The sequence below is a fragment of the Streptomyces achromogenes subsp. achromogenes genome, from assembly GCF_000720835.1.
Taxonomy (GTDB): Bacteria; Actinomycetota; Actinomycetes; order Streptomycetales; family Streptomycetaceae; genus Streptomyces; species Streptomyces achromogenes.
The window spans coordinates 62,599-75,089 of the sequence record NZ_JODT01000028.1 but is presented as its reverse complement, the minus strand read 5'-3'; the positions used below and the strand labels follow the sequence as shown (position 1 = coordinate 75,089).

General features: G+C 72.1%; 10 protein-coding genes. 7 read left to right on the top strand and 3 right to left on the bottom strand.

Annotation, left to right across the window (positions count from 1 at the left end; all coding sequences use genetic code 11):
- Positions 1-121 precede the first annotated feature (121 nt).
- The 4 genes from IH25_RS0126685 (at position 122) to IH25_RS0126670 (ending at position 6,000) form a co-directional block, all read left to right on the top strand.
- Positions 122-877: a TIGR03089 family protein gene (locus IH25_RS0126685; protein WP_030615692.1), complete on the top strand. Its 756-nt coding sequence runs from the start codon at positions 122-124 to the stop codon at positions 875-877.
- A gap of 200 nt (positions 878-1,077) precedes the next feature.
- Positions 1,078-2,262 (top strand): LCP family protein, encoded by a 1,185-nt coding sequence (locus IH25_RS0126680; RefSeq protein ID WP_030615690.1) that lies wholly within the window; start codon positions 1,078-1,080, stop codon positions 2,260-2,262.
- A gap of 241 nt (positions 2,263-2,503) precedes the next feature.
- A complete protein-coding gene (locus IH25_RS0126675) occupies positions 2,504-4,264 on the top strand; it encodes an LCP family protein (RefSeq protein WP_030615687.1) in 1,761 nt (586 codons plus the stop codon).
- Between the two features lie 80 nt (positions 4,265-4,344).
- Entirely contained in the window at positions 4,345-6,000 is a 1,656-nt protein-coding gene (locus IH25_RS0126670; protein WP_078844428.1) for an LCP family protein, read from the top strand.
- A 45-nt stretch (positions 6,001-6,045) separates the two neighbouring features.
- Here IH25_RS0126670 and IH25_RS0126665 read toward each other — a convergent pair whose 3' ends face one another.
- A complete protein-coding gene (locus IH25_RS0126665) occupies positions 6,046-7,068 on the bottom strand; it encodes a glycosyltransferase family 2 protein (RefSeq protein ID WP_030615681.1) in 1,023 nt (340 codons plus the stop codon).
- A 128-nt stretch (positions 7,069-7,196) separates the two neighbouring features.
- Between IH25_RS0126665 and IH25_RS0126660 the strand changes: the two genes are divergently transcribed.
- The gene (locus tag IH25_RS0126660; RefSeq protein WP_457852783.1) at positions 7,197-8,687 is read left to right on the top strand and encodes an LCP family protein; all 1,491 of its coding nucleotides are present in this window, start codon (positions 7,197-7,199) and stop codon (positions 8,685-8,687) included.
- A gap of 33 nt (positions 8,688-8,720) precedes the next feature.
- Here IH25_RS0126660 and IH25_RS0126655 read toward each other — a convergent pair whose 3' ends face one another.
- A complete protein-coding gene (locus IH25_RS0126655; protein ID WP_063755162.1) occupies positions 8,721-9,296 on the bottom strand; it encodes an acyl-CoA thioesterase in 576 nt (191 codons plus the stop codon).
- Between the two features lie 92 nt (positions 9,297-9,388).
- Between IH25_RS0126655 and IH25_RS0126650 the strand changes: the two genes are divergently transcribed.
- Positions 9,389-10,711: an LCP family protein gene (locus tag IH25_RS0126650; RefSeq protein WP_030615672.1), complete on the top strand. Its 1,323-nt coding sequence runs from the start codon at positions 9,389-9,391 to the stop codon at positions 10,709-10,711.
- 60 nt (positions 10,712-10,771) lie between these two features.
- On the opposite strand, the gene IH25_RS0126645 is transcribed toward IH25_RS0126650, so the two are convergent.
- The gene (locus IH25_RS0126645) at positions 10,772-11,137 is read right to left on the bottom strand and encodes a four-helix bundle copper-binding protein (protein ID WP_030615669.1); all 366 of its coding nucleotides are present in this window, start codon (positions 11,135-11,137) and stop codon (positions 10,772-10,774) included.
- Between the two features lie 93 nt (positions 11,138-11,230).
- Here IH25_RS0126645 and IH25_RS0126640 point away from each other — a divergent pair, with 93 nt between their 5' ends.
- Complete coding sequence (locus IH25_RS0126640) at positions 11,231-12,472, top strand: erythromycin esterase family protein (protein WP_030615666.1); 1,242 nt, start codon at positions 11,231-11,233, stop codon at positions 12,470-12,472.
- Positions 12,473-12,491: the final 19 nt, after the last annotated feature.

The following is a 12,491-nucleotide window of genomic DNA, read 5'->3' as shown; positions in this document are numbered from 1 at the left end:
CTGTGGACATAAACATACAAATCTGTCCATAGGTCAGCTGACGGACCGTCGGACGGGGATCCGCCGAACCGGTGGCCCGTTCCCTCCGTGCGGGCGCCCGCCCGCGCGTACCCTGTCCCGGGTGAACGCCACCGATCGCACCCCCGCCGACCTGCTGACTTCCGCGCTCGCCGCGGACCCCGGCCGCCCGCTGGTGACCTTCTACGACGACGCCACGGGCGAACGTGTCGAACTGTCCGTGGCCACCTTCGCCAATTGGGTGGCCAAGACCGCCAACCTCCTCCAGGGCGACCTGGGCGCCGGACCCGGCGACCGCGTCGCGCTGCTGCTGCCCGCGCACTGGCAGACGGCGGTGTGGCTGCTGGCCTGCTCCTCGGTGGGCGCGGTCGCGGACGTCGCCGGGGATCCGGCGGCGGCCGACGTCGTGGTGAGCGGCCCCGACGCGCTGGAGGCCGCGCGGGCCTGCCGGGGAGAGCGGGTGGCGCTGGCGCTGCGCCCCCTGGGCGGGCGGTTCCCGCAGCCGCCGGACGGGTTCCTCGACTACGCCGTGGAGGTGCCGGGACAGAGCGACCGGTTCGTCCCGTTCGCGCCGGTGGACCCGCGGGAGCCGGCGCTCGTCGTCGCCGGACGGGAGTTCGGCGGGGCGGAGGTGGTCGAGCGCGCCTCGGCCCAGGCGCCCTCGCTGGAGCTGACCGGGCCCGGTTCCCGGCTGCTGTCCGGGCTGCCGTACGACACCTGGGAGGGGCTGAGCGCGGGACTGTTCTCCCCGCTGGCCGTCGGCGGGTCCGTGGTGCTGTGCCGGCACCTGGACCGGCTGGACGAGGAGTCCCTCGCCAAGCGCGTCGAGAGCGAGCGGGTGACCGCGGTACGCCGCTGAGCCCGCCGGGCCCCCGCGGCAGCCGTCGTACGGCGGGCCGCGCGCCCCACGCCACCGTGCCCGCGCCGCCGTGCCCCACGTCACCGAGGGCCCGCCGTCTCACCCGATCGGAGCAGCAAAGGGCGGTGCCCGGTCCGGTTCCCCGCCATCGTCGTAAGGGCAGCACGTGACGCTCGTACGCCATGAGGGGATGGCCCATCGTGACCGACACCGCAGGCAGGCCCCTCGGTACCGGTCGCGGGCCGGGGGCCTCGGCCACCGGGGACGGGCTCATACGGCGCCGGCGGCGGCTGCTGCGGAACGCGGCGCTGGGCGCGGCCGTCCTCCTGCTCGCCGCCGCCGGCGCCGGCTGGGCCGGTTACGCCCGGCTCAGCGCCAACATCACCTCCGACGAGGCCGCCGCCGCCGAACTGGCGCGCTACGAACGGGAGCGGCCCACCGCGCTGGTGCGGGACGCGCAGAACCTCCTGCTGATCGGGTCCGACACCCGGGCCGGCCAGGCCAACCGGGAGTACGGCAAGGGTGTCGAGGGCCAGCGGTCGGACACCACGATCCTGCTGCACCTGGCCGCCGACCGGACCAGCGCCACCGCCGTCTCGCTGCCCCGCGACCTGATGGTGGACATCCCCTCCTGCCGGCGGGAGGACGGCACGCGCAGCGACCCGGTGTTCGCGATGTTCAACCACGCCTTCGAGGTGGGCGGTTCGGCGTGCACGATCCGGACCGTGGAGAAGCTCACCGGGATCCGCGTCGACCACCACATGGTGCTGGACTTCGCCGGGTTCAAGGAGATCGTGGACGCCGTCGGCGGCGTCGAGGTGTGCCTGGAGAAGCCGGTGGACGACAAGGCGGCGAAGCTCCGGCTGCCCGCCGGCCGGGTCACGCTGAACGGGGAGCAGGCACTCGGGTACGTGCGCGCCCGCAAGTCGCTCGGCAACGGCAGCGACACCGAGCGGATGGAGCGCCAGCAGCGGTTCCTCGGCGCGCTGGTCGACAAGGTGCGCGACGACGACGTCCTGCTCAATCCGGTGAAGCTGTATCCGCTGCTGGACGCGGCGACCTCGGCGCTGACCACCGATCCGGCGCTGGCGAGCCTGCGCGGCCTGTACCAGCTGGCGCGCGGGCTGCGCGACATCCCCACCGAACAGGTGCGGTTCCTGACCGTGCCGAGACGGTCGTACGTCTACGACGCCAATCGCGACCAGCTCGTGGAACCGGAGGCCGAGAAACTGTTCGGGCGGCTGCGGGCCGATCAGCCGGTGGCGGTGTCACCGGAGAATTCACAGGAAGTTCCCGGGGAAGTCACAGGCGCGGGCGGCCCGGACGGCCCCTCGCCCGCCCCGACGTTCCACGGGTACACCGCCGCCGAGCACACCTGTGCGTAGGCCGCCTACCAAAAACGGCGAACCTCCGTTCTGAAAATGAGGGGGATTGCCCGGTTGTAGGCACGTCGAATTTGTCATCGGCGTCGCCCGACGCTGAACTGGGCGGATAGTGTGAGCGATCCGGTGCACCTGGCCGCGAGGTCCGACGGGCTTTGTCGGGGCCGTGCACTGTTTTCACCGAGACCCGAGCGCCTTGGAGGGGGAAGGCGCCGCGTGGCCCCGACGGAGGATTCGGACAACCGTGGACGCGCAAGGCCGTGGGCGGGCGGACAACATCGACCCCGCAGACCAGTGGGTGCTCAATCCGAACACCGGCGAATACGAACTGCGACTGAGCCCTTCCGCAGCGCAGCCGCCGGTGCCCGGACCGCGCAGACCGTCCGCCCCGGGCGACGGCGGTGCGGCGGGCGGCCGTGCCCGGCGGCAGGGCGGGGAGAACCGCCAGCCGTCCCGGGCGCGCGGCACCGAGGTGCCGGCGCCGCGCGCGGCCCGGCGCCGGGGCGCGGAGCCGGAGGCGCCGCAGGGGCGGCGCGCGTCCCGGCGGCCGGCGAAGAAGACGTCACGGGCGAAGAAGGCACTGCTGTGGACCGGTGGGTCCATGGCGTTCGTGCTGGTCGCCGTGACGGCCGCCGGCTACCTGTACATCAAGCACCTGAACGACAACATCACCTCCGTGTCCGACGACGGCGCCAGTACGGGTGGCTTCCGCAAGGACGAGGCGATCAACATCCTGCTGATCGGCACCGACAAGCGCACCGGCAAGGGCAACGAGGGCTACGGCGACGCGGGCAGCGCCGGGCACGCGGACACCACGATCCTGCTGCACGTGTCGAAGGACCGTTCCAACGCCACCGCGCTGAGCATCCCTCGGGACCTGATCGTCGACATCCCGGACTGCCCGACCCAGCAGGAGGACGGCACCCAGAAGGTCATCCCGGGCGCGACGGGCGTCCGTTTCAACACCAGCCTCGGGCAGGACGACCGGACGCCGAGCTGCACCATGCGCACGGTGACCGAGCTGACCGGGATCAAGCCGGACGACTTCATGGTGGCCGACTTCAACGCGGTCAAGACGCTGACCGAGGCGGTCGACGGTGTGGAGGTCTGTCTGGCCAAGGACATCGACGACCCGGACTCGCACCTGAAGCTGCCCAAGGGCAACCACAAGATCTCCGGTGAGCAGGCGCTGGCGTTCGTGCGCACCCGGCACTCCGTGGGCCTCGGCGGCGACCTGAGCCGGATCCAGCTCCAGCAGCAGTTCCTGGGCGCGCTGATGCGCAAGCTGAAGGGCAACGCCACGCTGACCAGCCCGACGAAGATGGTGAAGCTGGCGGAGGCCGGCACCAAGGCGCTGACCGTGGACGACAAGCTGGACGACATCAACAGGCTGAAGGACCTCGGGCTGGAGCTGGGCAAGCTCAACCCGAAGAACCTGACCTTCACGACGTTGCCGGTCAAGGACAACCCGGCCGACGGCACCGTGCACAAGACGGTGATCGTGGACCAGGCGCTGGCCCCGCAGGTGTTCCAGGCCATCCAGAACGACGTCTCCTTCACCGACGTGAAGAAGAAGGAGAAGGCCGCGAAGGACGCCCAGGCCGCCCGGCTGAAGGGCACCCAGGCGCCCGCCTCCGAGGTGCGGGTGCGCGTCCTCAACGGCGGGGCGCAGGCCGGCAGCGCGCAGGCGGTCCTCGGCTGGCTGCAGAACGGCCAGGGCGTGACCAAGTCGGAGAACGGCGGCAACGCCCCCGGGAAGCTGGCGAAGACCACGCTGGAGTACGCGCCCGACCAGGCGGCCCAGGCCCGCCGGCTGGCCGCGATCATGGGCCTGTCCGGGGCCGCGCTGAAACCGGGCGAGAGCGTGACCAACGCCCAGGGGCTGCCGGCGATGACGCTGACCCTGGGCGAGGACTTCAAGGGAGCGGGGATCTCCCTGACACCGCCGACGAAGGCGCCGAAGGTCGACAAGTCCACGGCCGACAAGGTGAAGTGCGCGTCGTAGGTAACCCATGGGGCCCGTCGTGCGTCTAACCGGACGCGGGACGGGCCCGCTGCTTGGCGCGAGGGCGGGGAGGGCAGGGAGTGGCGCAGAGCGAGGTGCGCGGAAAGGCTCCGGCGGTCGAGGAGGCGGCGGCGCGCACGCCTGCGGCCGCGGGGGCACCGGCGGGTCACGGCCGGGGCGGGGGCAGGCGGCGGCCGGGCGGCACGGGGACCGACCGGCGGCGGCGCAGAAGGCGGGTGCTGCGCTGGTCGGCGACGGTGCTGGCGGTGGTGATACTCGGCACCGCGGGCGCCGGATATCTGTACTACCAGCATCTCAACGGCAATCTTCAGAAGGGGCGGCGCGCCAACGGCGACGACTCCAAGGCGCACCGGACCGCGCCGAACGCGGCCGGCCAGACCCCACTGAACATCCTGCTGATCGGCTCCGACAGCCGGAACTCCGCGGAGAACGTGAAGCTCGGCGGCAGCCGGGACCACGCCGGCGACCCGCCGCTGGCGGACGTGCAGATGCTGATCCACCTCTCGGCGGACCGCAAGAGCGCCGCGATGATCAGCATCCCGCGGGACACCCGGGTGGACATCCCCGCGTGCACGGACCCCGACACCGGCAGGGAATACCCGCCGACGAACGACATCATCAACGTCACCCTGGCCCGTGGCGGGGCCGGCTGCACGCTGCTGACCTGGGAGAACCTCACCGGGGTCTATATCGACCACTGGATGACGATCGACTTCGCGGGCGTGGTGCGGATGGCCGACGCGATCGGCGGCGTCGACGTCTGCGTGAACCAGAACGTGTCGGACCACCCGACGGCCACCGTGCCCGGCGGGTCCGGGCTGAAGCTGACCCGGGGCACGCACAAGGTGAAGGGCGAGCAGGCCCTGCAGTGGCTGCGCACCCGGCACGCCTGGGGCGACGACCTGATGCGGGCCCGCGCCCAGCACATGTACCTGAACTCGATGATCCGCACGCTCAAGCAGCAGAACGTGTTCACCGACACCGGCCGGCTGATGGACCTGGCGGACGCGGCCGTCAAGTCGCTGCACGTCTCCGAGGAGATCACCTCGGTCAAGAAGCTCTACGACCTCGGCATGCAGATGAAGTCGGTGCCGACCGACCGCATCACCTCCGTGACCATGCCCAACCTGAAGGACCCGCAGGACGAGAACCACGTCATCCCCGACGAGAAGAACGCCGACAAGATGTGGCGGATGCTCCGGGACGACGTGCCGTTCGACAAGAACGGCGGGAAGCCGGACGGGAAGGGCGGCAAGAAGGAGGCGGCCGGGAACAAGCCCGGCAAGAAGCCCTCGCTGGACCCGGCCGGGCTCGGGGTGCTGGTGCGGAACGCCACCCGGACCGACGCCGAGGCCGCGGTGCCGCAGCGGGCGTCGGCCATCACCCAGGTGCTCGCCGGCAAGGGCTACGCCCGGGCGCAGGCCGACGCCTCGGGGAGCCTGGCCGAGGACAGGACGCTGGTGCGCTATCCGAGCGCGGACCTGGAGGGTGACGCCCAGGCGGTGGCCGAGGCGCTGGGCATCCCGATGGCCCAGGTGCAGAAGTCGACCGACGTCTCGGGGGTCACGGTCGTCGTCGGCGCGGACTGGCGCTCCGGCTCCGCCTACCCGAAGAAGTCCGAGCCCAAGGCCGGTGACCTGCCGGAGAACTCCGACGCCGTGAACGGCTCGGACACCTCCAAGTGCATGGACGTGTACGCCCCCTACCGCTGGTAGCGGACCGGCTTCCGGGGCCCCGGCGGACGGGGCCCCGGCACGGGCTCAGGCGTGGACGGCGGGCCGGCGGGAGGCGATGACCTTGCGCGCCAGCGACTTCGGGCTGGTCAAAAAGCCCCAGCCCCAGGACATGTGCATGGTGGCCAGGGCCACGGGGATGCGCAGCCGGGCCGTAAGCGGCAGCCCCTTGCCGGCCGGGACCGAGCCCGCGACGATCGCGGCCAGGTAGCCGCCGGGGACCACCAGGCCCCAGGGGGTCAGCGCGACGCCGACGACGAGGCCCGCCGCGATCGCGCACACCGCCGCCGGCGGGGCGAGGTAGCGCAGGTTGATGGAGCCCGCGTGGTAGCGGGCGACGACGTGCCGCCAGCGGCCGTAGTCCTTGTACTGCCTGGCCAGCGCGCGCACCGACGGCCGCGGCCGGTAGGACACCCGCAGCTCGGGCGAGAACCAGATCAGCCCGCCCGCCTCACGGATGCGGAAGTTCAGCTCCCAGTCCTGGGCGCGGATGAACTCCTCGTTGTAGCCGCCCTGCCGCTCCAGCGCCTCGCGCCGGAACACGCCGAGGTAGACGGTCTCGGCGGGGCCGGCCTGGCCGCCGGTGTGGAAGGCCGCGTTGCCGACGCCGATCTTCGACGTCATCGCGGCGGCCACCGCGTGCTCCCAGGCGTTCTCGCCCTCGGCGTGCATGATGCCGCCGACGTTCTGCGCGCCGGTCTCCTCCAGCAGCCGCACGGCGGTGGCGATGTAGTTCGGCGAGAGCATGCCGTGGCCGTCCACGCGGACCACGACCGGATGCCGGGACGCCTTGATCGCCGCGTTCAGCGCGGCCGGGGTGCGGCCGGTCGGGTTGGGCACGGTGTGCACGCGGGGGTCCGCGCGGACCAGCTCGGCGGCGATCTCGTCCGTGCGGTCCGTGGAAGGACCGAGGGCGATCACGACCTCCATCTCGCCGGCGTACTCCTGCGCGAGGATCGCTTCGACGGCCCCGCGCAGATGCCGCTCCTCGTTGAGGACGGGCATGATCACGGACACTGCGGGGAGCCGCACGTCGGGCTTGGCGTTCATAGGAGCCTCACGTTACCGCGAACGGGGGACACGGATGCGCGCCACCGGGGCCGCGGCGCGGGCTGGAGATCGTATCGGCCTACTGTGCTCCCGGATCCCGCGTACGGCCTCGTCCGGAGGTGTCCCCCTTGTCCAGCCCGCCCCGGTCCCCGGCGCGTCCGCAGCGCCGCCCGCAGCCGCCCCGCCGTGTGCCGCGCCCGCCCGAGCGGGCCGTGCGGCCACTCCCGCCGCCGCGGCGGCCCCGCTGGGCCATGCGGGCGGTCACCACCCTGTCGGTCGTGGTGCTCGCCTCCGCCGGGATCGGCCACGCGGTGGTCAGCAGCCTGGACGCGGGCATCGCCCGGATCGACGCCTTCAAGGACATGAAGAACCGGCCCCGGGGCGGGCACGGCATGAACGTGCTGCTGGTCGGCACCGACGCCCGGGACAAGGTCAGCGAGCGGGACCGGCGCGCCTTCCGGCTGGGCGGCCAGCCCTGCCACTGCACCGACACGATGATGATCGTGCACATCGCCGACGACCGGGAGCGGGCCACGGTGGTGAGCCTGCCGCGCGACTCCTACGCCGAGATGCCGGCGCACACCGACCAGAACTCGGGCCGGCGCCACGGCCCGCACCCGGTCCGGCTCAACGCGGCCTACGCCGAGGGCGGCCCGCAGCTGACCATCCGCACGGTGGAGAACATGACCCATGTGAAGATCGACCACTATCTGGAGGTCGACTTCACCAGCTTCATGCGGACCGTGGACGTGCTCGGCGGGGTCGAGGTGTGCACGCCGACCCCGCTGAAGGACCGGTACACCGGGCTGGACCTCGCCGCCGGACGGCACACCCTGCGCGGCGGGCAGGCGCTTCAGTACGTGCGCGCCCGGCACGTCGACGGGGCCAGCGACCTGGGCCGGATGAAACGGCAGCAGCGGTTCCTGGCCGCGCTGATCGACAGGACGACCTCCTCGGGGGTGCTGCTGAACCCGATGCGGTTCCGCGACGTGACCCGGGCGGTGCTCGGCTCGGTCCGCGCGGACGCGGGGTTCGGCACCGACGAGCTGCTCGACCTCGGCCGGGCGATGCGGAACTTCTCGCCGTCCTCCTCGGAGTTCACCACCGTGCCCATCGGACAGCTGAACTACCAGGTCAAGGGCATCGGCTCCACCCTGAAGTGGGACCCGGCGAAGGCGGAGAAGCTGTTCACGGCGGTGCGCGACGACAAGCCGCTGGCCCAGGACCGCGCGCACCGCTCCCGGGTGCCCGCGCCGGTGCCGGTGGAGGTGGCGCCGCAGACGATCCGGGTGCAGGTGGCGAACGGCACGGGCACGGTGGGGCTGGGCAAGCGGGTCGACGCGGCGCTCGCGGCGACCGGTTTCGCCACCACCCGCCGGCCGGTGACGGCCCCCGCCCACGTACCGCACACGCTGGTGTTCTACGACCCCCGCTGGGACCGCTCCGCCCGCTCCCTGGCCGCGGCCCTGCCGGGCAGCGAGCTGCGGGCCGTGCCGGGGCAGGGGCCGCTGCTGAAGGTGACGGCCGGCACCGACTTCAAGGACGTCCGCAAGGTCCGGTTCGACGACCCGGGCCGCCCGGAGCAGAGCGTGCTGCGGGGCGACGAGGCGGTGTGCTGAGCGGTGGGCCGGTCGTTCCCGGGGTAGGTGCGCTCAGTCCTCGAATCCCTCCGCCGCCCGCTGTTCGCGCAGCTCGCGGATGGCGCGGCGGCGGGCCAGGCGGTGGGTGCGGCGGATCTGCGCCTCCTGGTAGCGGCGGCGGTCGCGGTCGGTCTCGGGTATGACCGGCGGCACCCGGCGCGGCTTGCCGTCGGCGTCCACCGCGGCGAAGACCAGGTAGGCGGAGCCGACCTGGGTGGGCGGGGCGGACTCGTTCCAGCGCTCGGCGAGGACCCGGACGCCGACCTCCATCGAGGTCCGGCCGGTCCAGTTCACCTGTGCCTTCACATGGACCAGGTCGCCCACGCGCACCGGCTCCAGGAACGCCATCTCGTCCATGGACGCGGTGACGGCGGGGCCGCCGGAGTGCCGGCCGGCCACGGCGCCCGCCGCGTCGTCCACCAGTTTCATGATCACTCCGCCGTGCACCGTGCCCAGCAGGTTGGTGTCGCTGTGGGTCATGATGTGGCTGAGGGTGGTGCGGGAGGCGGAGGTGGGCTTGCCCGGGAGCTCCGGTTCCACTTCCGTGGCCTGGTCTGTCATGCCCTCCACCTTATGCCGACGGCGCATTCGCGGAATTTGTGTCGGCTTCGCAACAGCGCCGCCCTGATTTTCCGACAGCACTTGTCCGGCACACCACGGCGCCCGGCACACTGGTGCGCATGAATGACTGGCCCGAGGGATGGTCCGACGACAACCGCGGCCCGCGCTATGGGCGCGGCAGTGCCGGCGCGCAGCCGGAGAGCGCCCGCGTGATGCGTCAGGTGCGGCGCGGCCCGGCGGTACCGCCCGGACCGCGCTCGGGGTACGACGGCTCCGGCCCGGCGGCGCCGCCGCACGGTGCCGGGGTGCCGCAGCAGCCGTCGTACGTGGACGGCCGGGGCCATGAACCGGGCGCCGGCGACGGATACGACAGCGGTTACAACACCGGCCAGGTCTACGGCGCCCCCGGCGGCCGCGGCCCGGGCGCTCCGGGGGGCGCGTCCGCCGGGAGACCGCGTCCGGCGCCGAACTGGCGGCGGCGGATCAAGTGGACGGCGATCACGGTGGCGGGTGTGCTGGTCGTCACGTCGGTCGCGACCTACTTCTGGGCCGACTCCAAGCTGCGCCGCGAGGTGGACCTGTCCAAGGTCATCGACCGGCCGGAGGGCGGCGACGGCACGAACTACCTGATCGTCGGCTCGGACAGCCGTGAGGGCATGTCCAAGGAGGACGAGAAGAAGCTGCACACCGGCGGCGCCGAGGGCAAGCGCACCGACTCGATGATGATCCTGCACGTCGGCGACAACGGCGACACGCTGATCTCGCTGCCGCGCGACTCGGACGTGGTGGTGCCGTCGTACCAGGGGTCGACGTCCGGGAAGGTGTTCCCGGCGCAGGGCCGGCACACCAAGCTGAACGCCACCTACGCCGAGGACGGGCCGACGCTGCTGGTCCGCACGATCGAGGCCAACACCGGGCTGCGCATCGACCACTACGTGGAGATCGGCTTCCAGGGCTTCGCCAGCATCGTGGACGCGGTGGGCGGTGTCGAGATCGACATCGACAAGGGCTTCAAGGACAAGTGGTCGGGCGCCGACTTCGAGGCCGGCAAGCAGACGCTGAACGGCCAGGAGGCCCTCGCGTTCGTCCGCACCCGGCACGCGTTCGCCGCCTCCGACCTCCAGCGGACCAAGAACCAGCAGAAGTTCCTCGCCGCCCTGGCCCACCAGGTGGCGACGCCGTCGACGCTCCTGAACCCCTTCACGTTCTACCCGACCATGGGCGCGGGCCTGGACTCCCTGATCGTCGACAAGGACATGTCGCTGTGGGACCTGGCGTCGATGTTCTGGGCGATGAAGGGCGTCAGCGGCGGTGACGGCACCTCGATGAACATGCCGATCTCCGGTTCCGCGGGCGGCAACCTGGTCTGGGACAAGGCCAAGGTGAAGACGCTGGTGGACGAGCTGAACAATGACGAGAAGGTCACCGTCTCCGGGAACTAGGCGGCGGGAAGCGGGGCCGGGGGCGCCGGTCCGGGTGCCCCCGGCCGTGCCGTCGCGGGGCTACACGCGGCCGGCGCCCGCCATCGCCCGGCAGGTCTCGGCACAGCGGCGACACGCCTCGGCACAGCGCATCATCTGCTGGTCGTCCGGCATGGCGGTACACGCCTCGGCGCACATGTCGCACGCCTTGGCACACAGCGCGCACATGTCGGTGTGCATGGGCGAGCGGCGCATCATCATGTCGGCGCACATGCGGGTGGTCTCGGAGCAGTCCATCAGCGCGCGCATGATCTGCATCTGCTGCTGGCCGCCCTTCTGCATGCAGGAGCTCATGGTCTCCTCGCAGATGCTGTGGCAGTCCATGCAGGCCGCGATGCAGTCCTGCATCTGCTGCGTGAGGGCGGGCATCGCCGGTGACTGGGTCATGGCTCCTCCTGGGGAGGCGGGGGCCCGGGGCGGACCCCGTGTTCTTCCGTCCTACGTCCCCTTTCGCCGCCCCGCACGTGGAGGGAAGAGGCGATGACCGACGAACTGCAGCGGTGGCTGAAGGAAAGCGCTCTGCCCCTGAGAAGCCTTGACGTGGAGGCTTCCGACAACGATCTCGAGCCGCTGCGCCACGTCCTGGACGACGTACGCGTCCTGGGCATGGGTGAGGCGACGCACGGAACCGCGGAATTCTTCCGCCTGAAACACCGGTTACTTGGGTTCCTCGTCCGTGAAATGGGTTTCACCACCCTGGCCATGGAAGCCGGCGCCTCCGCCGCGCGGGCGGTCGACGACTACGTCGTGAACGGCACCGGAAATGCCGCGGACGCACTCGCCGGCCTCGGTTTCTGGACCTGGCGGACCCACGAGATGCTCGCCGTCGTGGAGTGGATGCGCGCACACAATCGCACGGCGCCCCCGGAACGCGTCGTACGTTTCGTCGGAATCGACCCGCAGCGGTGCGCGCACTCCCTTGCCGTCCTGCGCGAACTGCTGCCCATCGTCGCGCCCGAACAGGCGGGCATCCTGGACGGCCCGCATGGGGCGCCGGCCGACGCCGGGCCGGGAGCCGGCGCGGCCGACGGCAGGCGGGCTCTCGACGAGGCCCGTGAACTGCTGCGGTTCCTGGAAGAACACCGGACGGAGATCGCCGGACGCGTGGGCGGGAAAACGGTCGACCGCGCCCTTTGGCATGTCCGCGCCGTCGTGGCCGTGGCCGACGTCGCCCACCGTCCCCTGCGCGCCGGCACCGGGGAGGCGGGCGCCCTGGCCACCCGCGACCGCTACATGGCACAGGCCGTCATCTCCCTGGAGGAGCGGTCCGCCGGGGGCGTCGCGGTGTGGGCCCACAACGGCCACGTCTCGGCCGACCACTACGCGGCGGACGTGCCCGCCATGGGACAGCACCTCAGGAAACGGTACGGCGAGCGCTACTACGCCCTGGGTCTCCTCTTCGGCGAGGGCACCTTCCGCGCCCGCCCGGGGAACTCGGCGACGCGTCCGCCCCGCGAGCACCGGATCAGTGCCGCGGGACCGAGGTCGGTCGAGGCCCGGCTCGCCGCCGTCACCCCGGAGGACCACCTGGTCGACCTCCGTGCCGGACGGGCGCTGCCCGCCGTCGGGCAGTGGCTGGACGAGCAGCAGTTCGTGCGGTCGTTCGGCGCGGCCGTCCCGCGGGTGACGTACCGCTTCCACATGACGCCCACGGTGCTGGGCCGTACGTTCGACGGACTCGCCTATGTGGCCTCCTCCACGCCCTCGGAGCCGTTGCCCTAGGCCGAGCCGGTGTCGTCGT

What these genes read in the sequence shown, in the direction of transcription:
- IH25_RS0126655 (WP_063755162.1), bottom strand. Translation starts at nt 9,296, where the DNA reads ATGCGCCGTCGGCATAAGGTGGAGGGCATGACAGACCAGGCCACGGAA.
- IH25_RS0126650 (WP_030615672.1), top strand. Translation starts at nt 9,389, where the DNA reads ATGAATGACTGGCCCGAGGGATGGTCCGACGACAACCGCGGCCCGCGC.
- IH25_RS0126640 (WP_030615666.1), top strand. Translation starts at nt 11,231, where the DNA reads ATGACCGACGAACTGCAGCGGTGGCTGAAGGAAAGCGCTCTGCCCCTG.
- IH25_RS0126665 (WP_030615681.1), bottom strand. Translation starts at nt 7,068, where the DNA reads ATGAACGCCAAGCCCGACGTGCGGCTCCCCGCAGTGTCCGTGATCATG.
- IH25_RS0126645 (WP_030615669.1), bottom strand. Translation starts at nt 11,137, where the DNA reads ATGACCCAGTCACCGGCGATGCCCGCCCTCACGCAGCAGATGCAGGAC.